The organism is Streptomyces flaveolus (genome assembly GCF_014648815.1).
Taxonomy (GTDB): domain Bacteria; phylum Actinomycetota; class Actinomycetes; order Streptomycetales; family Streptomycetaceae; genus Streptomyces; species Streptomyces flaveolus.
Genome location: NZ_BMRV01000017.1, coordinates 1 through 21,182 on the forward strand (window position 1 = coordinate 1; position 21,182 = coordinate 21,182).

General features: G+C 72.0%; 23 protein-coding genes and 1 pseudogene. 14 read left to right on the forward strand and 10 right to left on the reverse strand.

Annotation, left to right across the window (positions count from 1 at the left end):
- Positions 1-145 precede the first annotated feature (145 nt).
- Both IEZ05_RS30455 and IEZ05_RS30460 read right to left on the reverse strand, forming a co-directional pair.
- Positions 146-1,084, reverse strand: coding sequence for an anti-sigma factor RsbA family regulatory protein (locus IEZ05_RS30455; protein ID WP_189233512.1), 939 nt, complete (start codon positions 1,082-1,084; stop codon positions 146-148).
- Positions 1,081-1,434, reverse strand: a complete 354-nt coding sequence (locus IEZ05_RS30460; protein ID WP_189233513.1) for an STAS domain-containing protein — start codon at positions 1,432-1,434, stop codon at positions 1,081-1,083. The genes IEZ05_RS30455 and IEZ05_RS30460 overlap by 4 nt, the downstream gene beginning before the upstream one ends.
- A gap of 236 nt (positions 1,435-1,670) precedes the next feature.
- On the opposite strand from IEZ05_RS30460, the gene IEZ05_RS30465 reads away from it, so the two are divergent.
- Both IEZ05_RS30465 and IEZ05_RS30470 read left to right on the forward strand, forming a co-directional pair.
- Entirely contained in the window at positions 1,671-2,027 is a 357-nt protein-coding gene (locus IEZ05_RS30465) for a PRC-barrel domain-containing protein (RefSeq protein WP_189233514.1), read from the forward strand.
- Between the two features lie 34 nt (positions 2,028-2,061).
- Entirely contained in the window at positions 2,062-2,226 is a 165-nt protein-coding gene (locus tag IEZ05_RS30470) for a hypothetical protein (RefSeq protein WP_189233515.1), read from the forward strand.
- A 50-nt stretch (positions 2,227-2,276) separates the two neighbouring features.
- Here IEZ05_RS30470 and IEZ05_RS30475 read toward each other — a convergent pair whose 3' ends face one another.
- The 3 genes and pseudogenes from IEZ05_RS30475 to IEZ05_RS36585 all read right to left on the reverse strand — a co-directional run.
- Entirely contained in the window at positions 2,277-2,852 is a 576-nt protein-coding gene (locus IEZ05_RS30475) for a Dps family protein (RefSeq protein ID WP_189233516.1), read from the reverse strand.
- Positions 2,853-2,967: 115 nt separating this feature from the next.
- Entirely contained in the window at positions 2,968-3,573 is a 606-nt protein-coding gene (locus IEZ05_RS30480; RefSeq protein WP_189233517.1) for a flavodoxin family protein, read from the reverse strand.
- A 96-nt stretch (positions 3,574-3,669) separates the two neighbouring features.
- Positions 3,670-3,771, reverse strand: a pseudogene (locus IEZ05_RS36585) (thioesterase family protein); the annotation flags it as partial.
- A 142-nt stretch (positions 3,772-3,913) separates the two neighbouring features.
- Between IEZ05_RS36585 and IEZ05_RS30485 the strand changes: the two are divergent.
- Together IEZ05_RS30485 and IEZ05_RS30490 are read left to right on the forward strand one after the other, a co-directional pair.
- On the forward strand, positions 3,914-4,720 hold the full coding sequence (locus tag IEZ05_RS30485) for an alpha/beta fold hydrolase (RefSeq protein WP_189233518.1): 807 nt from the start codon (positions 3,914-3,916) through the stop codon (positions 4,718-4,720).
- 144 nt (positions 4,721-4,864) lie between these two features.
- Positions 4,865-5,587, forward strand: a complete 723-nt coding sequence (locus IEZ05_RS30490; protein WP_189233519.1) for an FAD binding domain-containing protein — start codon at positions 4,865-4,867, stop codon at positions 5,585-5,587.
- A gap of 33 nt (positions 5,588-5,620) precedes the next feature.
- Here the strand turns inward: IEZ05_RS30490 and IEZ05_RS30495 are convergent, their stop codons facing one another.
- The 3 genes from IEZ05_RS30495 to IEZ05_RS30505 all read right to left on the reverse strand — a co-directional run bounded on the left by IEZ05_RS30495 (position 5,621) and on the right by IEZ05_RS30505 (position 8,215).
- Positions 5,621-6,457, reverse strand: coding sequence for a lysozyme (locus tag IEZ05_RS30495; protein WP_189233520.1), 837 nt, complete (start codon positions 6,455-6,457; stop codon positions 5,621-5,623).
- A 170-nt stretch (positions 6,458-6,627) separates the two neighbouring features.
- A complete protein-coding gene (gene pepE / locus IEZ05_RS30500) occupies positions 6,628-7,353 on the reverse strand; it encodes a dipeptidase PepE (RefSeq protein ID WP_189233521.1) in 726 nt (241 codons plus the stop codon).
- 40 nt (positions 7,354-7,393) lie between these two features.
- Complete coding sequence (locus tag IEZ05_RS30505) at positions 7,394-8,215, reverse strand: IclR family transcriptional regulator (protein WP_189233522.1); 822 nt, start codon at positions 8,213-8,215, stop codon at positions 7,394-7,396.
- A gap of 175 nt (positions 8,216-8,390) precedes the next feature.
- Between IEZ05_RS30505 and IEZ05_RS30510 the strand changes: the two genes are divergently transcribed.
- The 7 genes from IEZ05_RS30510 to IEZ05_RS30540 all read left to right on the forward strand — a co-directional run bounded on the left by IEZ05_RS30510 (position 8,391) and on the right by IEZ05_RS30540 (position 16,165).
- Positions 8,391-9,344, forward strand: coding sequence for a DUF1177 domain-containing protein (locus IEZ05_RS30510; RefSeq protein ID WP_189233523.1), 954 nt, complete (start codon positions 8,391-8,393; stop codon positions 9,342-9,344).
- 2 nt (positions 9,345-9,346) lie between these two features.
- Positions 9,347-10,753 carry a cytosine permease gene (locus tag IEZ05_RS30515; RefSeq protein WP_189233524.1) on the forward strand — a complete coding sequence of 469 codons (1,407 nt, stop codon included), beginning with the start codon at positions 9,347-9,349 and terminating at the stop codon, positions 10,751-10,753.
- Positions 10,750-12,066 (forward strand): M20/M25/M40 family metallo-hydrolase, encoded by a 1,317-nt coding sequence (locus tag IEZ05_RS30520; RefSeq protein WP_189233525.1) that lies wholly within the window; start codon positions 10,750-10,752, stop codon positions 12,064-12,066. Before IEZ05_RS30515 ends, IEZ05_RS30520 begins: the two co-directional genes overlap by 4 nt.
- A gap of 260 nt (positions 12,067-12,326) precedes the next feature.
- A complete protein-coding gene (locus IEZ05_RS30525) occupies positions 12,327-13,403 on the forward strand; it encodes a polyprenyl synthetase family protein (RefSeq protein WP_189233526.1) in 1,077 nt (358 codons plus the stop codon).
- A 169-nt stretch (positions 13,404-13,572) separates the two neighbouring features.
- Positions 13,573-13,857 carry a polyprenyl synthetase gene (locus tag IEZ05_RS30530; RefSeq protein WP_189233527.1) on the forward strand — a complete coding sequence of 95 codons (285 nt, stop codon included), beginning with the start codon at positions 13,573-13,575 and terminating at the stop codon, positions 13,855-13,857.
- Complete coding sequence (locus IEZ05_RS30535) at positions 13,850-14,926, forward strand: polyprenyl synthetase family protein (protein ID WP_189233528.1); 1,077 nt, start codon at positions 13,850-13,852, stop codon at positions 14,924-14,926. The genes IEZ05_RS30530 and IEZ05_RS30535 overlap by 8 nt, the downstream gene beginning before the upstream one ends.
- Before the next feature lie 81 nt (positions 14,927-15,007).
- The gene (locus tag IEZ05_RS30540) at positions 15,008-16,165 is read left to right on the forward strand and encodes an oxygenase MpaB family protein (protein ID WP_189233529.1); all 1,158 of its coding nucleotides are present in this window, start codon (positions 15,008-15,010) and stop codon (positions 16,163-16,165) included.
- 12 nt (positions 16,166-16,177) lie between these two features.
- On the opposite strand, the gene IEZ05_RS30545 is transcribed toward IEZ05_RS30540, so the two are convergent.
- Positions 16,178-16,600, reverse strand: a complete 423-nt coding sequence (locus IEZ05_RS30545; protein WP_189233530.1) for a DUF350 domain-containing protein — start codon at positions 16,598-16,600, stop codon at positions 16,178-16,180.
- 121 nt (positions 16,601-16,721) lie between these two features.
- The gene (locus tag IEZ05_RS30550; protein WP_189233531.1) at positions 16,722-17,822 is read right to left on the reverse strand and encodes a DUF475 domain-containing protein; all 1,101 of its coding nucleotides are present in this window, start codon (positions 17,820-17,822) and stop codon (positions 16,722-16,724) included.
- Between the two features lie 301 nt (positions 17,823-18,123).
- On the opposite strand from IEZ05_RS30550, the gene IEZ05_RS30555 reads away from it, so the two are divergent.
- The 3 genes from IEZ05_RS30555 to IEZ05_RS30565 all read left to right on the forward strand — a co-directional run bounded on the left by IEZ05_RS30555 (position 18,124) and on the right by IEZ05_RS30565 (position 21,165).
- Positions 18,124-18,570 (forward strand): Fur family transcriptional regulator, encoded by a 447-nt coding sequence (locus IEZ05_RS30555; RefSeq protein WP_189233532.1) that lies wholly within the window; start codon positions 18,124-18,126, stop codon positions 18,568-18,570.
- A gap of 23 nt (positions 18,571-18,593) precedes the next feature.
- Positions 18,594-20,810: a catalase/peroxidase HPI gene (katG, locus tag IEZ05_RS30560; RefSeq protein WP_189233533.1), complete on the forward strand. Its 2,217-nt coding sequence runs from the start codon at positions 18,594-18,596 to the stop codon at positions 20,808-20,810.
- 88 nt (positions 20,811-20,898) lie between these two features.
- On the forward strand, positions 20,899-21,165 hold the full coding sequence (locus IEZ05_RS30565; protein WP_189233534.1) for a hypothetical protein: 267 nt from the start codon (positions 20,899-20,901) through the stop codon (positions 21,163-21,165).
- Positions 21,166-21,182 lie beyond the last annotated feature (17 nt).

Sequence of the window (21,182 nt, forward strand, 5' to 3'; positions counted from 1 at the left end):
TCCGGCACGCCGGTGAGGTGGTGCTCGGTAGCCCGCGCGATCGTGGTCGCCATGATGTGCCCTCCCTGTCGGTCGGCCCTGTCACTGTCCCTTATCGGCCGACGACAGGGCGCATACCCCGGTCCCCGGCTCGCACACCTGCGCCTTACGTGTGCGGCAACCCGAGGTGGAAGCGGACCGCCGTGCCGTCGTCCGTCGTGTGCGTCCGCACCAGATCGGCGACGTAGTGGACGAGCAGCAGTCCGCGTCCGCCGATCTGCCCCCGCTCCGGCGGCCGGCGGCCGGCGAGCGGATCGGTGAGCCGACCCCTGTCACGGACTTCGCACACCACCTGCCCCGCCTCGGCCCAGACGGCGAGAGTCCCGTGGCCGCCGCCGTGCACCACGCTGTTGGTGGTCAGTTCGGCCACGGCCAGCTCCAGGTCCGGCAGCCGCCGCTCGGCCAGCCCCAGCGACGTGGCACGCTCCACGGCGAAGCCGCGGGCGGCGGGCAGCTCCCCGGCGCCGAACGCGAACACGGCGGCATCCGGCGGGGCCGTCAGCGGCTCGTTGTAGCGGGCGACGACCGAGGGCCAGTCGTAGGCCTCGCTGGCCGCCTCACGGCCGTCGGCGATGACCGTCGGATGCGTGCGCAACGCGTCGGCCAGGACGTCCGGGGCCAGCCGGGACTCGTCGTACGGACACAGGATCGTCGCGGAGCGGCCGGTGAAGGCCGCGTTGATCAGCGCCTCGTGCTGGGCGCACGCCGGGTACTCCGCGCTGCTGCGCCCGGCCCAGATCGGCTCGCCGATGATGCGCACCCGTGTCCCCGCGTGCTCGTCGGCGAACGCCCTGAGGACCCTGGGGATGATCCGCCCCGGATTGCGTCCGGCGTCCGTCATGTCCAGAAACAGGACGCTCCGGGCCCGCGTTCCCAGGCCCGCCCTGATCAGCTCCAGGTTGGGTCCGGGAACGGCCACCGCCACCGGTTCGCCGGCTTCCAGCCCCTCGCGGACGAACGACACCGTGTGGTCGGTGTACTCCCGCTCCGAGCGGTAGAAGAGCGCCGGGTGCGCGAACAACTCGTCCGTGGTCACCGTGCTCATCGGGCGGCCACCTCGATCCCGCGCAGCGACGGCCAGAACATCTCCAGCACGCGTGGCAGCTGGGGCGGGGGCTGCTCCACCACGACCCGGCCGCCGGGCAGGTTCATGGCCGTGACGGCGAGCGCCGCCACCCCGGCCACGTCGACGAAGCGCACCCCCGACAGCTCCACGTAGGAGACGTCCGCGTGCCGCCGGGACAGCTCGGCGAGGGCCTCTTCCCAGGACGAGCGGGTGATCACGTTGATCTCTCCGCGGGCGCGGATGCCGGGGCGTCCGGACAACGGTCCCACCTCCAGCACGGCTCCGTCCCTCGACCGGGCGGGACGGCCCCTGTCGTGAGTGCCATCCACACTCGATCTCCTTCGGAAAACCGCCGGGCCCAATTCGCCGCCCCCCTCGACACGGGCCGGAGGGAGGCTCAGACCAGGCAGCCTAGCGCGAGCGGCGACCTGGTCCGGCCGTGCGGGGCCCAGGCCCGGGGCACCGGCGCGCCGGTCGCTACGCCGGAGTGGGGACAAACCATGCGACTGGGGCACGAAGCGGGGAACAAGACAGGGGAGTGTGTCCTGGGAAGGGAAGACGAGCCATGTTCGAGGCTGACAACATTCGTGACTGGCGTGGCCAAGACGTCGTCGACAGCGGCGGCCACAGGATCGGGAGTCTGGAGTCCATCTACGTCGACACCGCCACCGACCGGCCCGCGTTCGCCGCGGTCACCATCGGCCTCCCGACCCGCCGCCGGCTGGTGTTCGTCCCGCTGGAGAAGGCCACGGTCGGTCCGGACTACCTGAAGGTGACCTACGACAAGGGGCTGGTCAAGTCCGCGCCGGGGATCGACCCGGACGGTGAACTGGCGGCAGATGCGGAAAGCGCGGTCTTCGCCCACTACGACCTGCCCTACGAGCAGGGCAGCCGCGGCGAACGCCGGCTGGCCCGGCGCTGAGCCGTCGCGAGAACCCGCCCGAGGGGAGTCGACCGTGAGCCTGTTCCTCCTGCTGTTGCTGGTGGCGCTCGTCCTGGGAGTGATCGGAGTGGCCGCCGAGGGACTGTTCTACTTGTTCGTCATCGGGGTCGCCGTCCTGATCGTCGACCTGATCCTGGTCGGGGTGCGCCTCGGACGCCGGGGCGGGCCCGCACGCTGAGCACCCGGGGCCCGGCCGTGTCTCCACGAGGCGGCCGGGCCCTCGGCGGGTCACCGCCCGCTCTGGCCGAGCTCCGAGCCCCGCGCGGCGCCCTCCGCCTCGGACTCCGCGCCGCCCGTCGCCAGGGTGCCCCCGGCCGTCTCCAGGTGGGCCCGCACGAACCACTGGAACTGCTCCAGGTCGCGCAGCTGCCCGATCAGCAGGTCCTCCGTGGCGGGGTCGATCTCACCGGCCTCCTTGACCGCGGCGCGCACCCCCTCGATCACACCGGTGTACACCACGTCGAGCGCGCCCAGGTGGGCGATGGCGTCCGCCCGGCCGATGGAGTAGTCGTCCCAGTTCCGCTCAGCCACCAGGGCCCCGGGCGTCCCCTGCGCCACGCCGCCGAGCGCGGCGATGCGCTCCGCGACGTCGTCCGCCATCTCGCGCACCTGGTCGACCTGCGGGTCGATCATCTCGTGCACGGCGATGAAGTGCGGACCCACGACGTTCCAGTGGACGTGCTTGAGCGTGAGGTGCAGGTCGTTGAGCGCGTGCAGGCGCAGGCGCAGCACGCCGATCAGCCGCCCGGCGGCCTCGCGCTCGATGCCGGGGACCGTGTACTTCGGGGTCAGGTCGTGCGTCATGGCGGGCTTCAGCTCCTGATCTGTCGTGTACGGCATTGCACCTGCACGAATGCCCCGCTTCGGCGACGGCAGACATAACCGGACGTCTCCCTTCACCGGCTCGCGCGGCGGCCGGTCAGGACGGTGGAGCGGGCAGGGGCGTCGCGGCGAGCGCGCGGGCCGCGTGGACGAGGTTGGACGCCATGGCCCTGCCCGTGGAGGTCGACCAGTCGTGACCGCGATCGTCGTCCAGGTAGTCGGGCCCGGGTCCGGGGCCGAGGTGCCAGTACGTCCAGGCCTGGCCGGGGACGGTGAAGCCGATGTCGCCGAGCGCGCCGTTGATCTCGCTGATGACGTGGTGGGCGCCGTCCTCGTTGCCGGTGACCAGGACACCGGCGACACGGTTGTAGGCGACGGGTCGCCCTTCGGCGTCGGTCTCGCCGAGCATCGCGTCCATGCGCTCGAGGACGCGCTGGGCGACCGAGGAGGGGCGGCCGAGCCACGTCGGCGACGCCATGATCAGGATCTGCGCCGCCAGCAGCTTCTCGTGCACGCCCGGCCAGTCGTCGCCGTCGCCCATGTCGGTCGCCACGCCCGGCTTCAGATGCAGGTCGACGGCCCGCACGACGTCCACCTCCACCCCGTGCCCCTTCAGGGACGCGATGACCGTGGCGGCCAGGGCCTCGGTGTTCGACGGCTGGGGCGACGGCTTGAGGGTGCAGTTGATGACGAGTGCGCGCATGAGTCCCTCCCTTCCCCGGGCGGCGGGGCCGGGCGACGCACCGGCCCGGCCCTTCACCCGCCTGCCCCACCCCGGGGCACCGCCGTGGTGTTCCCCTCAGGTGCCGTCGGCGGCCGGCAGGGGGCGGACGGTGAGGATCTGCTGGGCGTGTCCGACCGGACCCGTGAGGTCGTGCAGCACGGTGCTGGTGATGCCCTGGGGTACGTGCCAGGGCCACCCACCTGGCCGGGGGCTGCCCCGCCGGGGTGTGAGAGGGCGCGGCAGCGACCTGGGTGTGGGGTCGTCACCGGGGCGCCGTAATCGCTTCGTCCGTCTGCGGCACGGGAGTTAGGGTCCCGGCATGAACTCCGCAACCGTGCGCGGCACCACGATCGGCTACGACGACGTCGGTCCCTCGACCGGACTCCCCGTCCTCCTGATCCACGGGCACCCCTTCGACCGCACCCTGTGGGCGCCCCAGGTCACGGCGCTGACGGAGGCGGGTCACCGCGTCGTCACGCCCGACCTCCGCGGCTACGGCCGCAGCGGTGTGACCCCCGGCAAGGTCCTCCTCGCCGACTTCGCCGACGACCTCGCCGCGCTGCTGGACCACCTCGACATCGAGCGGGCGGTCGTCGGCGGCGTCTCCATGGGCGGCCAGATCACCATGGAGTTCCAGCTGCGCCACCCGGAGCGCCTGCGGGCCCTCGTCCTCTCCGACACCTCCGCGCCCGCGGAGACCGCCGAGGGCAGGCTGTTCCGCAACCGGCTGGCCGACAGGCTGCTCGCCGAGGGCATGGACGGCTACGCGCACGAGGTCATCGGCAAGATGCTCGCCGACTACAACGTCACCGCGATGCCGGACGTGGCCGCACGGGTCCTCGAGATGATGTGCGCCACCGATCCACGCGGTGCCGCGGCGGCCCTGCGCGGGCGGGCCGAGCGCCCCGACTACCGGGACGTCCTGGCCGGCGTGGAGGTACCGGTGCTGATCGTCGTCGGCGCGGACGACGTCTACACCCCGGTCGCGGAGGCCGAGGCCATCCGGCGCCTCGTCCCGCACGCCACCCTGGCCGTCATCGAGAAGGCAGGCCATCTCCCCGGCGCCGAGCAGCCCGACCGCTTCAACGCCGTCCTGCTGGACTTCCTCGCCGAGAGGGTGGGCTGACCGGCCGGGCCGCCTTCCCGAGCGGGAGGCGCTCCGGCGCGCGAGAGGCGCACACCGACCGGGCATGAGCCCTGTACGCGCCCCTGTGGCCGTGCGGACAATACGACAGGACCGCCGACTCCCCGGGAAAGCAGGTCGATCGCCGTGCTGTTGCGTCTGCCCACGTCCGTGACCGAGGCACAGGAGTGCATGGCCGACGGGGCGGTGCCCATCGGCGGGGCCACGCTCGTGTGGGCCACCTGGCAACGGGACGGCTTCCCGGACCAGGCCATGTCGCTGCGCAACCTCCCGGAGGCGACCGTGGTCGGGCCCGGGACGCTGGGCGGAGCCGTGGTGCTGCACCAGGTCGACGACCGCGTGCCGGAGGTGCTGCGCCGGGCGGCCGGTTCCGTGGGCACCGGGGCCGTGCGCCGGACGGCCACGGTAGGCGGCAACCTCGTCGGCAGCAGCCTGCGTTGCCTGCTCCCCGCCGCCCTCGTCCTGGACGCACACGCCACCGTGCTGGGCTCCGACGGTGCCTACGAGACCGACCTGAACGAGGTCGTGGCCAAGCGTCATCTGCTGCTCGCCCTGCACTGGCGCGCCCCCGTGGCCAGCGGTTACCACAAGCAGCCCGCCGAAGCCGGCGGACCGCCGCCCCTGGTCGTCGCCACCGCCGTGCACGCCGACGCCGAGGGGCGGCACCACCTGCGGGTGGCCGTCCGCGACGGCTACGAGGTGCTCGGCGGGAGCACCGCGTGCGACGACGGAGCCGACCAGGTCCTCGGCGCCCTGGAGCGAACGGATGTCGGCGCGCTTCCCCCGCAGGCGCGGGAGGTGGTGCGCCGGCAGGTCGCCGGCGTCCTCGCGGACGCGGCCGGCCGTTGACGTCGCGGCTGGCCGGCCGCCCCGCGGCCCGGCTCAGCCGTTGGCGAGCGCCTTGACGCGGTCCAGCGCCCCGTTGAACTTGTCGTGGTCCCCGACGGTCGGCCCGGTCGAGGTGTACTGCCACATGGTGTGGACGTCCCAGCCGGCCGGGAGTTCGCCCACCGACGAGGCGTACCGGGCGATCCAGAGCGGTGTCGTGGAGCCGAAGCCGCTGTAGTTCCCGGTGCACTGCTTCCACCAGTTGGTGGAGGTGTAGATGGCGGCGTCCCGTCCCGTGCGCGCCTTGTACCGGTCGAGGAAGTCCTTGATCCAGCCGACCATCTGACTGGTCGTCCTGCCGTAGCAGGTGGCGCCGTACGGGTTGTACTCGATGTCCAGGACACCCGGCAGTGTCCTGCCGTCCTTGGACCAGGCACCGCCGTGGTCGACGAAGTAGTCGGCCTGGGCGGCGCCGCCGGCGGTGTCCGGCGTCGCGAAGTGGTACGCGCCGCGGACCATGCCGACGTCGTACGAACCGCCGTACTGCTGTGTGTAGTAGGGATTGCGGTAGGACGTGCCCTCGGTGGCCTTCACATAGGCCCACCTCACCCCGCTGCTCCACAGGGTCGACCAGGCGACGTTGCCCTGATGGCTGGAGACGTCCACGCCCTCGGTCTGCGTGGCCCTGGTGTCGGTGGGCCGTCCCTGCTCGCCCTCGTGGGCCAGCACGCCACGGCCCATGTAGGCCGTACCGCGGACGGGTGTTCCGCCGGACGCGTCGGCCGAGGCGGGCACGGCGCACAGGGCGAGGAGGAGGGACGGGGTGGCGAGGGCGACGCCTGACGTGAGCAGGCGTGAGTGGCGGGAAGCCACGGCTATGGGTCTGCGCATGCGTCCCATCCGATCCGTTGTCAGGCCGGACCGCATCTCACACTCACCCGGACGGCGTGGAGGCCGTCGCCGCCGCCCCGCCGCGCCTTGCCGGTCCCCGGCATCGTCGCCGGTGCCGCCTTCGCCGCCGGCAAGGCCGGGGGCGACCGCGTCGTGGCCGCCCTCCGTGGTCAGACGCGGGTGTCGTACTCGGCCCGGACGCGCAGCAGTTCGGACACGTCCGAGCCGGTCGCGAGCTCGCGCGGCGCCGTGCCGCGCCGGAACAGCCGGGCGTCGCGTTCTCCGCCGAGCACGGCCCGGTCGCCCTCGACCCGCAGCCAGGATCCCTCCCGCAGGCCCAGTACCGGCACGTCGTTCTCCTCCAGGAACTCCGTCAGCCGCTCCTCACGGGTCTCGCCCTTGTGCGTAGAGGCCGGGTCCGGGTCGAGGTAGTGCGGGTTGATCTGGAACGGGACCAGGCCGAGTGCCTCGAAGGACGGGGGCTCGACGATCGGCATGTCGTTGGTGGTCCGCAGCGACGGCGCCGCCATGTTGGTGCCCGCGCTGGCCCCCATGTACGGCAGCCCGTCCGTCACCGCCCTGATCAGCGCCTTTCGCAGACCCGTGCGGTACAGCGCGCTCAGCAGCCGGAAGGAGTTGCCCCCGCCGACGAACACCGCGTCCGCCTCGCCCAGCCGCGCGACCGGGTCGCCGCCCTCGTGCACGCCCCGCACGTCGATGCCCGCACCGGCCAGCGCGCCCCGCACCTTGGCGGTGTAGGCGTCGTGGTCGGCGAGGGCGTAGGGCACGAACGCCAGCCGGGCCCCGGTGGGCAGGAAGCCGGTGACGGTGTCGAGGGCGTGTTCCAGGTAGCCGCGGCCGTACTGGGTGGAGTTGGACAGGAGCAGCAGATTCACGGGGTCGACCTCTTCGGGGGTGGTTCGGTGGATCGGTGGGTCAGGCGGTGCGGGACCGCGGGCGGCGGTGCGGCTGCGGCGGATGCGTCAGACGCCGCTCCAGCAGCCGTGCGGCCCGGCGCAGCGCGTCGAGCCGGTCCTCGGGCCCCTCGGGGAAGCGCTCCTTCGCGGCGCCGAGGCTCAGGCTGCCGTACGGCTCGGAGCCGAGGAAGACCGGGACGGCGACGGTTCCGATACCCGCGTCGTACTCCCCGACCGTCCAGGCGTAACCCTGCGCGCGCACCTGGCGGAACTCGCGTTCCAGCTGGTCGGGGTCGGTGACCGTGCGCTCGGTGAAGCGCGCCATGGGGCGCCCGCGGAACAGCCGGTGGCGCTGGTCGTCGGCGAGGAAGGCGTAGAACGACTTGCTGGTGGCGCCGGCGTGCGCCGGATACAGCTCGCCGACCAGCGGGTAGTAGCGCAACGGCCCCTCCTCGCCCTCGACGGCCGCCACACAGCGCATGTGGAAGCTGTCGGGCAGGCAGAACAGCACCGTGTCGCCCGTCGCGGCCCGCAGCTCCTGGAGCACCGGTTCCGCGAGCAGTTCCAGGGACCCCGAGCGCTCCCACAGCCGGCCCAGGCGCAGCGCGGCCGGGCCGATCCGGTACCGCCGGGTCGCCGGGTCGGAGACCAGGAAGCCGCGTCCCGCGAGCGTGGAGAGCAGCCGCTGGGCCACCGAGGTGTCCCAGCCGAACTCGGTGGCGATCTCCGTGACGCCCCAGTCGGGCCGCGAGCGCTCGAACGCCAGCAGCACCAGCAGGGCGCGGTCGACGGTCTGCAGGGCCCCGGCCGGAGTCTTCCGGTCGTCGGGCTGACCCGTCACGGCAGCTCCTCTCACTCGCTCGCCGGCTCCGCAGCCTCCCGGCTGCTCGTCCGGCCCGCCCCATCTCGCCATTCAGACAGCGATTGCAGATAGCGGGAAACAGTTGCGGAGAACGTTAGTGGATCCGGAACCTTCTGTCAGCACCGCCCCCGGGTGCGGATCAGGAGAACTGCCCATGTTGAAGTACGTCCTGGACCTCGTGGACCTGCTGGACGATCCCGCCGTCGACGGCAAGCGCGTCGCCGCCCACCTCGACTCCGTCGCGGGTCCCGAGGGTTCCGGCGCCGAGGTCACCACCGTCACCGGCGAGCGCGGCTCGACGGACTTCGTGCTCGTCCGGATCCCGGGCCGCGCCGGCCGCACCCACGGCGGCCCGGCCCGCACCCTCGGCGTGGTGGGCAGGCTCGGCGGCGTCGGGGCGCGGCCAGAGACGACCGGCCTGGTCTCCGACGCCGACGGCGCCGTCGCGGCCCTGGCCACCGCCGCCAAGCTGCTCGACATGCGCCGCCGCGGCGACGTCCTCGACGGCGACGTGATCGTCGCGACGCACATCTGCCCGAACGCCCCGACCGCGCCGCACGACCCGGTGCCCTTCATGGACTCGCCGGTCGACATCGCGACCATGAACCGGCACGAGGTCACCGGCGAGATGGAGGCGGTGCTCTCCATCGACACCACCAAGGGCAACCGGATCATCAACCACCGGGGCCTCGCCCTGTCGCCCACCGTCAAGGAGGGCTGGGTGCTCAAGGTGAGCGAGAAGCTCGGCGAGCTGCTGGCGGTGGTGAGCGGTGAGCCGTTGGTCACGTACCCGGTGACCACCCAGGACATCACCCCGTACGGTAACGGTGTACATCACATCAATTCCATCCTGCAGCCGGCCACGGCGACGCCCGCTCCGGTCGTCGGCCTCGCCATCACCTCCGCGGCCGCGGTGCCCGGCTGCCAGACGGGCGCCAGCCACGAGACCGACATCGCGGCGGCGGCCCGGTTCGCCGTCGAGACCGCGAAGGCCTACGGCGGCGGACGCCTGGACTTCCACGACGACGTGGAGTTCGCCTCGCTGGTGTCCCGCTACGGCTCACTGGCCCACCTGCAGACCTTCGGCCGCGTCCCCAAGGAGTCCTGACCATGGCCGCGCACAAGAACACCGCCGCGGCCCCGGAGACGGGCGGCGCCAGAGCCGTCGGCAGCGACGACTACGCCCTGTCCCGCGTCCCGCGCGACAAGCGCCTCGGCTTCTGGACGATGCTGCTCCAGTGGCTCGCCCAGTCGGGCTCCATCTCGCAGTTCACCCTCGGCGCCACCATCGGCGTCGGCATGTCCTTCGGCGACGCGTTCTGGGCCTTCACCCTCGGCGCGGTCATCCTCGAAGTGGTGATCTTCGCGATCGGCCTGGCCGGCATGCGCGAGGGACTGGCGACGCCCCTGCTGACCCGCTGGGCGGGCTTCGGCCGCAACGGCTCCGCGCTGGTCAGCCTGGTCATCTCGGTCAGTCTCGTCGGCTGGTTCGGCGTCCAGAACACCATCTTCGGCGACAGCGTCTCCTCGCTCGTCGGCGGCCCGTCCTGGCTGTGGTGCCTGGTCGCGGGCGCCGGCATCACCGTCCTGGTGATCTTCGGATTCCGGTACATGGCCGTCTTCGCGAAGATCGTCACCCCGCTGTTCTTCGCCATGGTCGCCTGGTCGGTCACCGACGCGCTGAGCGAGCACTCGCTGTCCGAGCTGATCCACTCCCCGGCGCCCGGCCAGTCCATCCCGCTCGCCGTCGCCGCGACCGCCATCGCTGGCGGCTTCATGACCGGCGCGATCGTCTCCCCGGAGATGACCCGCTACAACCGCAAGGGCGGCCACGTCTTCCTGCAGAGCGCCGCGTCGATGATCCTCTCCGAGTACATCGTCGGCCTGACCGGCGTCCTGCTCGGCCACCTGGTCGGCAGCGGCCAGGTCTCCCAGATCGTGCTCTCCACCTCCGGCGTCTTCGGCGTGCTCGTCGTCCTGATGTCCACCGCGAAGATCAACGACTGGAACCTCTACGGCTCCTCCCTCGGCGTCGTCAACTTCTTCCAGGTCGTCTTCGGCAAGCGCCTGCACCGCGGCGCGGTCACCATCGCCCTCGGCATCGCCGGCACCGTCCTGTCCGCCGTCGGCATCATGACCCACTTCACCGACTTCCTGTCCGTGCTGGGCGTGGCCATCCCGCCGGTGGGCGGCATCATCGTCGCCGAGTACTGGGTGGTGCGCCGCATGCGCGCGCCCCTGGACGCCACCCGCGAGGCCGAGACCCTGCCCGCCACCTCGCCGACCTGGGTACCCATGTCCCTGGTCATCTGGGCGGCCGCGTTCTGCGTCGGCAAGTTCTACGACGGCGGCATCCCCGCCCTGAACTCCCTGCTCACCGCGTTCGTCCTCTACTGCGTCCTCGGCCTCGCCGGCTGGATCAGGACGTACGGCACCACCACCCTGGACGATCACCCCGCAGACCCCACCGAGCCGTCCGCGGCCACCTCCGGCACGGCCCCCGTAGGAGCACCATGAGCACCCCCGTCCCGGCTTCCGGTGAAGCAGAGCGCGAGGTCGTCGACCTGTGCGCGGAGCTGATCCGGTTCGACACCTCCAACCCGACCAGCGACGAGCGCGCCTGCGCCGAGTGGGTCGTGGCCCGGCTCGCCGAGGCGGGCATCGACTCCCAGCTGGTGGAGAGCGCCCCCGGCCGTGCCAACGTCGTCGCCCGCATCCCCGGCGCCGACCCCGAGCGCGGTGCCCTGCTGGTCCACGGCCACCTCGACGTCGTCCCCGCCGACGCGGCCGAGTGGCAGGTGCCCCCGTTCTCCGGCGAGATCCGCGACGGCTACCTGTGGGGGCGCGGCGCGATCGACATGAAGGACACGGTGGCCGTCATGCTGGCCACCGCCCGCCACTTCGCCCGCACCGGCATCCGTCCCGCCCGCGAGATCGTCCTCGCGTTCCTCGCCGACGAGGAGGCCGGCGGCCGGTTCGGCGCCCACTGGCTGGTCGAGCACCGGCCCGAGCTGTTCGCCGGGGTCACCGAGGCGATCGGCGAGGGCGGCGGCTTCAGCTACGCGCTGGACGACACCCGGCGCCTGTACCCGATCGAGAACGCCCAGCGCGGCATGGCCTGGATGGAGCTGACGGCCACCGGCCGCGCGGGGCACGGTTCCTCCCCGAACGACGAGAACGCCGTCACCGACCTCGCCGAGTCCCTCACCCGCATCGGCCGCCACACCTTCCCGGTCCGCCTGATCGAGCCGGTGCGCGCGCTGCTCGCCGAGGCCGCCCGCCTCCAGGGCGTCGACATCGACTTCGGCGCGGAGGACCTGGACGCGGAGCTGGCCAAGCTGGGCCACGTGGCCGACTTCATGCAGGTCGTGCTCCGCAACTCGGCCAACCCGACCATGTTCACCGCCGGCTACCAGACCAACGTCATCCCGGGCCGGGCGACGGCCCGCGTCGACGGCCGCTTCCTGCCGGGGCACGAGCAGGAGCTGATCGACACGATCGACGCGCTGCTGCTGCCCTCGGTGTCCCGGGAGTGGGTCAACCACGACATCGCGATGGAGACCGGCTTCGACGGCCCCCTCGTCGACGCCATGTGCGCCGCGGTCCGCGCCGAGGATCCCGACGGCCACCCGGTCCCGTACTGCAATCCGGGCGGCACCGACGCCAAGGCCTTCACCAAGCTCGGCATCCGCTGCTTCGGCTTCAAGGGCCTCAAGCTGCCGGCCGACCTCGACTACGGCCGTCTCTTCCACGGCGTCGACGAGCGGGTGCCGCTGGAGGGACTGCGCTTCGGCGTGCGGGTGATGACCCGCCTGTGGCAGGACTGCTGACCGCCTCCCCCCTCGACACCAGGCCCGGCCCCGCGACCAGCGGGGCCGGGCCGTCCCGCGTCCCGGCCCGTCGGCGCGTCGGCGGTGATCAGTCCGCGACGTCGACGCCGTAGCTCCGGGCGGGCGCGCCCGGCCCGTGGTCGTGGCGCCGCCGCGCCGGCGCCGGCCCGGAGGTGATGGGCGGGCTCCGGGTGGCTGACCGGAGCCTGCTGACAGACTTGCCGGCGTGTCACCCGCCCCGCCGTCAGGAGGACTTCGCCATGACCGAGCAGTTGCTGGACCGTGTCGCCCGGTGCGAGCGCCGGTTCAACAGGCTCTTCGCGGAGTACTTCGACAGGGTGGGCGCGACGCTGGAGGCGCCGTCGTTCAGCCGATTCACGCCGGACTGCCTGGAGTTGCTGCGCGACCTGTCCCTGCGCGGCGGCAAGCGGATGCGGGTCGTCCTGCTGCACGAGGCCGCGCGTCTGGTGCGGGAAGACGCGCCCGCCGAGGCGCTGGACGCCGCTGCGCTGAGCATCGAACTGCTCCAGACCCACGGCCTGGTGCACGACGACCTCATCGACGACAGCGCCACCCGCCGCGGCGGGCCCACCACCTACTACGCCTACCGCGAGAGGTTCCCCCGCCATCCGCGGGCCGCCCTCGGGTTCACCGTCCTCGCCGGCGACCTCGCGCTCGCCCTCTCCCTGCGGGTGCTCCTCGACGCCGGGCTTCCGGTCGAGCTGCGGCAGGCCATGACCGAGGTCCAGGCGCGGGCCGCGGCCGACACCTTCGTGGGCCAGATCGCCGACCTGGAGCGCGACTTCGGCCCCGCGGTCACCGACGACGACGTCCTGCACGACGTCGCCGACCACAAGTCGGCCCGCTACTCGGTCCTCGCCCCCCTGTGTCTCGGCCTCCTGGCCGCCGGTGAGCAACCGGCGCACCACGAGCCGGAGTTGCGTCGCTACGCGCGACTGGTGGGCATCTGCGGCCAGATGCGCGACGACTACCTCGACCTGTTCGGCGACGCGGACGCGATGGGCAAGCCGACCGGCACCGACATCCGCGAGGGAAAGCGCAGTTACACCGTCGCCCGCCTGCTGTCCGCCGTGAGCGGCCACGAGCGCGCGCTCGTCGAGAAGGCCCTCGGGGACCCGGCCTGCACGCCGGACACCGTCGCCGCGATCCGCGAGATCGGCGAGCGTCGTGGCGTGGCCGACCTGATGCGGGCGGACATGCGGCGGTACGCCGGGCAGGCCGCACGGGTGGCGGCGGGCTGGCGTCCGCGGTGGCGCGAAGAGGCGGTCACCTTCTTCGAACGACTGCCGCTGTGGAGCGTCGAGCGGGACGGCTGACCGGCCCGGGCACCGGCCGGCCCGGCTCGTACCCCTCCCGCCTCTGACAGGTGTTCCCCGTGTCCCTCAAAGGGGGATTCGGGGACCTCCGGCCCGGGGAACGCCGTCATGATCGAACCGGATGCGCCGCCGGACGCGTCCGTGACGACGCCACCCCTGGGGGAGAAGCATGACGCACTCGACGCCGCGCGGCCCGGGCAGGGACGACCAGGCCGTGCTGCTGGTCGCCGGAATCGCGGACCTGGCCGTGAGCACGGTGGGTTCGGCGGTGGGCACCCTGCGGGGGCTGCTGCGCCGCTCCGACACCGTCGACCTGGTGCGCGAGGCGGACCAGGACCTGCGGGCGCGGGGCAGGCTGGCCCTGGACCGGTACACCGGCGTGCCGCCGGCCCACCTCGAAGTGCTCGCCCAGCACGTGCTGGCGCGGCGGGCGGCCGACGGCCACGATGTCTGAGCGCTGGGACCCGGCCGCCTTCAGGACACGCGTCGACGGCGTCCTGCGGAGCTACCTCGCCGAGGAGGCCGACGAGCTCGTGGCCATCGACGAGGCCCTCACTCCCGTGGCCGAACAACTGCGTGTCGCGGCCGGACACGGCAAACGCCTGCGCGCGGCCTTCTGCTACTGGGGCTGGCGGGCGGCCGGTCAGCCCGACAGCGACGCCCTGGTGAGGGCGGCGGCCTCCATGGAACTGGTGCACGCCGCGGCGATCGTCCACGACGACCTCATCGACGACAGCGCCCTGCGCCACGGCCGGCCCACGGCCCACATCGCGCTGGAGGCGGCCCTGGACGCCACCCGGCGAGGAGCGGGGGACAGCCGCCCCCGAGTCCGCGCGGCCGCCCGCTCCCTGGCCCTGCTCGTCGGTGACCACCTGATGGCGCTCGCGGGCCGGCTGTTCACCGACAGCGGCCTGCCCGCCGCCTACCTCGCCCGCGCCCGGGGCCTGTGGGCCGAACTCGCCCGCGAACTCATCGCCGGTGAATGCCTGGAGATCCTGCACACCGGTGGCCGGCCGGACACCGGCACCTCCTTGAAGGTCGTCCGGTACAAGACCGCCAAGTACACCGTCGAACACCCGCTGCTCCTCGGCGGACTGCTCGCCGGTGCCGCCCCGGCACTGCGCGACGGCTACTCCGCCTACGGTCTGCCGCTCGGCGAGGCCTTCCAGCTCCGCGACGACCTGCTGGGCCTGTTCGGCGACCCGGAGCGCACCGGCAAGGCGGCCCTGGACGACCTGCGCACCCACCGGCCCACCGCGCTGCTCGCCGAGACCTGGCGGACCGCCGACACCGCCCAGCGGGAACGGCTGCTCGGCGTGCTGGGCCGGCGCGACCTGGACGGCACCCACCTGGAGGACGTACGCGACCTCATGCGGGAACTGGAGGCACCGCAGCGGGTCGAGCGGATGATCCTCACCCGGGTGGAGCTGGCCACCCGCGCCCTGGACGACGTCGACGTGCCACCCGGGGCACGGCGTGCCCTGCACGCGCTCGCACGCCAGGCGACCGACCGCGTCCACTGAACCGCCCCTCCACCGACTCCGCTGTCCGTCACCCCCTGCCACCGCCGAGCGAGCCGAGCGAGCCAAGCCGAGGAGACCGTGATGACCCACACCGAGACGTCGATGGACGCCCTGCGCCGCCACGGCGACGAACTGGCGGACGCCGTCGTCGCCACCCTGTTCGAGCGCGGCGAGGCCGGCAAGTTCAACTCGCTGATGCGCTACGTCTCCACCGCCGGCCAGGAACTCCCCGCCGGGCTCCCCGGAGTGGCCCGGGAGTACCTGCGGGCCACCGGCACCCCGCCGGACTGGGTGGACTGGGCCGAGATGGAGAAGGCCCGGCTGTTCTTCATCGACAACAACGTGCACATCTCCACCGCCCTGTCCTTCGCCTCCATGCCCGCCTGCTACGTCGTCCCGCACGTGGCCCGGCTGCTGTCGGCCACCCATGGACTGAGCTACCCCTCCAAACGGATGGCGGAGACCGGCCAGTTCACCGTCTACCTGATGCAGCCCGACGCGTTCGAGGCCGGCGGCCGCTTCCTCCCGGCCGCCCAGAAAGTCCGGCTGCTGCACGCCGCGATCCGCCACCACCTGAAGCGGGAGAACCGCTGGGACACCGACACCCTCGGTGTGCCGATCTGCCAGGAGGACATGATCGGCGGGCAGATGTTCTTCTCCCTGACCGTCCTCGACAGCCTGCACCGGCTCGGCATCCACATGTCCGAGGAAGGAGCCGACGCCTACTTCTACGCCTGGCGGGTGGTCGGTGCCATCCTCGGCGTCGACCAGGACGCCGTGCCACGCACCCTCGAGGAGGCACGGCAGTTCCTCGACCTGTACATGCTGCGACACATGGGGCCCTCCGAGGAGGGCGCGCACCTGACCCGGCAACTCATCGACCTCTACGAGGAAGTCGTCCCCGGCACCCTCTTCGACCCGGTCGTCTCCGCCCTGATCCGCTACCTCGTCGGCGACACCTGCGCCGACTGGCTCGACGTGCCCCGCACTCCGTGGGACACCGTCGTCAAGGCCGCCCCGCACCTCCTGGGCGTCCTGGAGACGATCGAGGACCGCTCACCGCTCGGCGCCTGGGCCCTGGACCGGCTCGGCCACCTCACCACGGCCCTCGAACTGTCCTCCCTCACCCGCGGACGCGTCATGCACTACGCGATCCCCGAGCAGCTGAAGAAGGCGTACGGCGTCCCCGACGCGCCCCGCACCCACCGCTGGACCCCGCCGCCCGCCACCGTCTCCTGAGCGGGGCGGGCGTCAGGCGATGGAGGCCGAGACGATGGCCGACACCGCCAGGTTGCAGCACGCCGTCACCCAGACCGCCGGGTGCGGCTCCGGCTCGACCAGCGTCGCGCCCAGACGCCCCGGAGTGATCACGTCGACCACCAGGAACGCCAGGGCCATCATCACCAGCCCCAGCAGACCGAACGCCGCGGTCGACACCAGGCCCTTGCCGAAGTCCTCGTACGTCGTCCAGATCGACGTGAACACGATGCCGCCGACACCGAGCAGCGCCGAGCTGAGCACCAGCGCGGCGTTGCGGTTGCGCTGCTCCCAGATCTGCCGGCCGAGCTTCCCGGGCGTCAGCACGTCCACCAGGATGATGCCGAGGACCAACAGGACCAGGCCCAGGGCCCCGTAGGCGGTAGCACGGCCGAGTCCGTTGACGATATCGCTCATGGGATTGCCGGCTCCGTAGCGTGAGTGATCGTGAGTGATCGCGGTCAAGGCGATGCAAAATGTAGCGCACCTGTTCGGTGCCACGAGCGCTGCAGGGCGGCGATCCACTCCGGACGGGACGTCAGCCGGTGTTCGCGAGCGCCTTGTTGCGGCGTACCGAGGACCAGAAGGACCAGGCGATCAGGACCACGCCGATGAGACCGGTGACGATCTCGCTGATCTGGTACTGGATGGTGACGAGCAGGATGATCGCGAGGGCGCCGATGGCGTAGTGGGCGCCGTGCTCCAGGTAGACGTAGTCGTCGAGGGTTCCCTGGCGGACCAGGTAGACGGTCAGGGACCGGACGTACATGGCGCCGATGCCGAGGCCGAGGGCCATCAGGACGATGTCGTTGGTGATGGCGAAGGCGCCGATGACGCCGTCGAAGGAGAACGACGCGTCCAGAACCTCCAGGTAGAGGAACATGAAGAAGGCGGCCTTGCCGGTCAGGGCGGCCGCCGAGCGGGGCCCGCCGGAACGTCCGGTCTCCTCCTGGGCCTCGTGCTCGCGCTCCTCCTCCGCTTCGAGCCGGTTCTCGAAGAACGCGGAGAGACCGTGGACGACCATGTAGGTGATCAGGCCGGCGATCCCGGAGACCAACACCGTCTGCGCCTTGTCGGCATGGTGGCCGCCGTGCTGATGGGCGTGCGCGGCGAAGGTCATCGAGGAGACGAGCAGCACGATCAGGGCGACGCAGACCGAGAGCATGTCGACCCTGCCGAGCTTCGCCAGCGGCCGTTCGACCGCACCCAGCCACTTGATGTCCCGGTCCTCCAGCATGAAGTCCAGGAAGATCATCAGCAGGAACATGCCACCGAAGGCGGCGATCGACGGGTGGGCGTCGGTCACCAGCTCCTGGTAGCGGTCCTTGTCGGTGAGCGCCAGGTGGACGGCGCTCCAAGGACTCAGCCGGGCGCTGATCGCGACGATGACGACCGGGAAGACCAGGCGCATGCCGAAGACCGCGATCAGGATGCCCACCGTGAGGAAGATCTTCTGCCAGAAGGCGCTCATCTTCTTCAGGATCCCGGCGTTGATCACCGCGTTGTCGAAGGACAACGAGATCTCCAGGACGGCCAGGATGGCCACCAGACCGAGAGCGGTCCAGCCGTCGTAGAGCACCCCCGCGGCGAGGCCGAGGGCGGTGACGGCGAACGCCCAGCGGAACGTCTTCAAAAGCACGGGCTACCCATTCCTGTCGTCGCGCTGTGCCGGTTGCGGCATGTCCTTGCCAGTGCCCACCACCCACGTTGTCTACCACGATCGTCCGCCGACACGGCGGATGCGTGGACGGGCGGCCCGGGGGTACCCGAGCCCACGGGATGGTGCGGTGCATGGCGGCGCGGCAAGGGACGGCCGCGCCGCCACCCGCGGTCCCTTCTCCCCTTTCCGGCGGTCCGCCTCCCGGCCCGTGCGGCCCTCCGCAGACTGGATTCGTTCGTTTCCTTGAGCTGCTCCGGTTCACCGGAGTAGGTTCGCCGCCATGACCGCCTCCCGGAGCACGGCCACAGCAGAGGAACTGCGCGGGGCAGGGCTGCGCGTGACCGCCGCCCGTATCGCGCTGCTCGACACCGTCCGGGCGGGCGATCACCTCGGCGTGGAGGCGATAGCCTCCGGAGTGCGCGACCGGGTGGGCCACGTGTCCCTCCAGGCCGTGTACGAATCCCTGCACGCGCTCACCGCGGCAGGTCTCGTACGCCGCATCCAGCCGCCCGGCGGCCCGGCCCGGTTCGAAGGGCGCGTCGGGGACAACCACCACCACGTCCTGTGCCGGTCGTGCGGTGCCCTCGCCGACGTCGACTGCGCCGTCGGTGAGGCACCCTGTCTGACCGCTTCCGACGACCACGGCTTCGCGATCGACGAGGCCGAGGTCATCTACCGGGGCCTGTGCCCCGACTGCTCCGGTCCCAGTACGTCCCCCGCACCGTGAACCGCCCCGTTCGGAAGGATCCCATGTCAGAGAACCACGACGCCATCGTGACCGACGCGAAGACCGAGGAGGCGGGCGGCTGCCCGGTCGCCCACACTCGCGCCCTCCACCCGACCCAGGGCGGTGGAAACCGTCAGTGGTGGCCGGAGCGGCTCAATCTGAAGATCCTCGCGAAGAACCCCGCCGTGGCCAACCCGCTGGGCGAGGAGTTCGACTACGCCGAGGCGTTCGCGTCCCTCGACCTGGCGGCCGTCAAGCGCGACATCGCCGAGGTGCTGACCACCTCGCAGGACTGGTGGCCCGCCGACTTCGGCAACTACGGCCCGCTGATGATCCGTATGGCCTGGCACAGCGCGGGCACCTACCGCATCAGCGACGGACGCGGTGGCGCCGGGGCCGGCCAGCAGCGCTTCGCCCCGCTCAACAGCTGGCCCGACAACGGCAACCTGGACAAGGCCCGCCGCCTGCTGTGGCCGGTCAAGAAGAAGTACGGCCAGAGCATCTCCTGGGCCGACCTGCTGGTCCTCACCGGCAACGTCGCCCTGGAGCAGATGGGCTTCGAGACCTTCGGATTCGCCGGCGGCCGCGCCGACGTCTGGGAGGCCGAGGAGGACGTCTACTGGGGCCCCGAGACCACCTGGCTCGACGACCGCCGCTACACCGGCGACCGCGAGCTGGAGAACCCGCTCGGCGCCGTCCAGATGGGCCTGATCTACGTCAACCCGGAGGGCCCGAACGGCAACCCGGACCCGATCGCCGCCGCCCGCGACATCCGTGAGACCTTCCGCCGCATGGCGATGAACGACGAGGAGACCGTCGCGCTGATCGCCGGCGGCCACACCTTCGGCAAGACCCACGGTGCCGGCCCGGCCGACCACGTCGGCGACGACCCCGAGGCCGCCTCCATGGAGGAGCAGGGCCTCGGCTGGCGGAGCACCTACGGCACCGGCAAGGGCGCGGACGCCATCACCTCCGGCCTGGAGGTCACCTGGACCACGACCCCGACGCAGTGGAGCAACGGGTTCTTCAAGAACCTCTTCGAGTTCGAGTACGAGCTCGAGCAGAGCCCGGCCGGCGCCCACCAGTGGGTGGCGAAGGACGCCCCGGAGATCGTCCCGGACGCGCACGACCCGTCGAAGAAGCACCGCCCCAAGATGCTCACCACCGACCTGTCGCTGCGCTTCGACCCGATCTACGAGCCGATCTCCCGCCGGTTCTACGAGAACCCCGAGGAGTTCGCGGACGCCTTCGCCCGCGCCTGGTACAAGCTGACCCACCGCGACATGGGTCCGAAGTCCCTGTACCTCGGCCCGGAGGTCCCGGAGGAGACCCTGCTGTGGCAGGACCCGCTGCCCGAGGCCGAGGGTGAGGCCATCGACGCCGAGGACGTCGCCACCCTCAAGACGAAGCTCCTCGAGTCCGGCCTGTCCGTCTCGCAGTTGGTGTCCACCGCGTGGGCCTCGGCGTCCACCTTCCGCGGCAGCGACAAGCGCGGCGGTGCCAACGGTGCCCGCATCCGCCTGGAGCCGCAGCGCGGCTGGGAGGTCAACGAGCCCGACGAGCTGGCGCAGGTCCTGCGGGTCCTGGAGGGAATCCAGCAGGAGTTCAACTCCGGCGCGAAGAAGGTCTCCCTGGCCGACCTGATCGTCCTCGGTGGCTCCGCCGCCGTCGAGAAGGCCGCCAAGGAGGCCGGCTTCCAGGTGGAGGTGCCGTTCGCCGCGGGCCGCGTGGACGCGACGGAGGAGCACACCGACGCCGAGTCGTTCGAGGCACTCGAGCCGACCGCGGACGGGTTCCGCAACTACCTCGGCAAGGGCAACCGCCTGCCGGCCGAGTTCCTCCTGCTCGACCGGGCGAACCTGCTCACCCTGAGCGCCCCCGAGATGACCGTCCTGGTCGGCGGCCTGCGGGTGCTGGGCGCCAACTACCAGCAGTCCCAGCTCGGCGCCTTCACCAGGACGCCCGGCTCGCTCACCAACGACTTCTTCGTCAACCTGCTCGACCTGGGCATCACGTGGAAGTCGACGTCCGAGGACCAGACCACGTTCGAGGGCCGTGACGCCGCCACCGGCGAGGTCAAGTGGGCCGGTTCCCGCGCCGACCTGGTCTTCGGCTCGAACTCCGAGCTGCGCGCCCTCGCGGAGGTCTACGCCTCCGACGACGCGAAGGAGAAGTTCGTGCACGACTTCGTCGCCGCCTGGGTCAAGGTCATGAACCTCGACCGCTTCGACCTGGTCTGACGACCGTGAGGCCCGGCCCGGGCCGGTACGGGTACCGGCCCGGGCTCGTCCGTCCGCGTTGTCAGTGGCGGATGCGAGGCTGCCTGGCATGGATGAGGTGGAGTTCATGCGAGGCCGGGTCTACGGCGCCGACCACGACAACCCCGGGCCGCGGGCGGGACGCGCGTACGCGCAGCTGGTCGGCGGCCCGCTGGACGGCCTGCTGCTGGACGTCACGGACCTCGCCGAGGACGAACGCGGCCGGGGCGTGACACTGGCGACGGAGATAGGCCGCTACGGACCGGGCGGCCGGTCCGTCTACGGGCCGCGGTCCGGCGACGCCCGCCGCTTCGACTGGCGGGGCGACGTGCCCTGACCGGGCCCCGCCCGGGC

Coding starts and splice junctions, on each gene's coding strand:
- IEZ05_RS30455 (WP_189233512.1), bottom strand. CDS start 1,084: ATGAGCACGGTGACCACGGACGAGTTGTTCGCGCACCCGGCGCTCTTC.
- IEZ05_RS30465 (WP_189233514.1), top strand. CDS start 1,671: ATGTTCGAGGCTGACAACATTCGTGACTGGCGTGGCCAAGACGTCGTC.
- IEZ05_RS30475 (WP_189233516.1), bottom strand. CDS start 2,852: ATGACGCACGACCTGACCCCGAAGTACACGGTCCCCGGCATCGAGCGC.
- IEZ05_RS30480 (WP_189233517.1), bottom strand. CDS start 3,573: ATGCGCGCACTCGTCATCAACTGCACCCTCAAGCCGTCGCCCCAGCCG.
- IEZ05_RS30485 (WP_189233518.1), top strand. CDS start 3,914: ATGAACTCCGCAACCGTGCGCGGCACCACGATCGGCTACGACGACGTC.
- IEZ05_RS30495 (WP_189233520.1), bottom strand. CDS start 6,457: ATGCGCAGACCCATAGCCGTGGCTTCCCGCCACTCACGCCTGCTCACG.
- IEZ05_RS30510 (WP_189233523.1), top strand. CDS start 8,391: ATGTTGAAGTACGTCCTGGACCTCGTGGACCTGCTGGACGATCCCGCC.
- IEZ05_RS30515 (WP_189233524.1), top strand. CDS start 9,347: ATGGCCGCGCACAAGAACACCGCCGCGGCCCCGGAGACGGGCGGCGCC.
- IEZ05_RS30520 (WP_189233525.1), top strand. CDS start 10,750: ATGAGCACCCCCGTCCCGGCTTCCGGTGAAGCAGAGCGCGAGGTCGTC.
- IEZ05_RS30525 (WP_189233526.1), top strand. CDS start 12,327: ATGACCGAGCAGTTGCTGGACCGTGTCGCCCGGTGCGAGCGCCGGTTC.
- IEZ05_RS30530 (WP_189233527.1), top strand. CDS start 13,573: ATGACGCACTCGACGCCGCGCGGCCCGGGCAGGGACGACCAGGCCGTG.
- IEZ05_RS30535 (WP_189233528.1), top strand. CDS start 13,850: ATGTCTGAGCGCTGGGACCCGGCCGCCTTCAGGACACGCGTCGACGGC.
- IEZ05_RS30540 (WP_189233529.1), top strand. CDS start 15,008: ATGACCCACACCGAGACGTCGATGGACGCCCTGCGCCGCCACGGCGAC.
- IEZ05_RS30545 (WP_189233530.1), bottom strand. CDS start 16,600: ATGAGCGATATCGTCAACGGACTCGGCCGTGCTACCGCCTACGGGGCC.
- IEZ05_RS30555 (WP_189233532.1), top strand. CDS start 18,124: ATGACCGCCTCCCGGAGCACGGCCACAGCAGAGGAACTGCGCGGGGCA.
- katG (WP_189233533.1), top strand. CDS start 18,594: ATGTCAGAGAACCACGACGCCATCGTGACCGACGCGAAGACCGAGGAG.
- IEZ05_RS30565 (WP_189233534.1), top strand. CDS start 20,899: ATGGATGAGGTGGAGTTCATGCGAGGCCGGGTCTACGGCGCCGACCAC.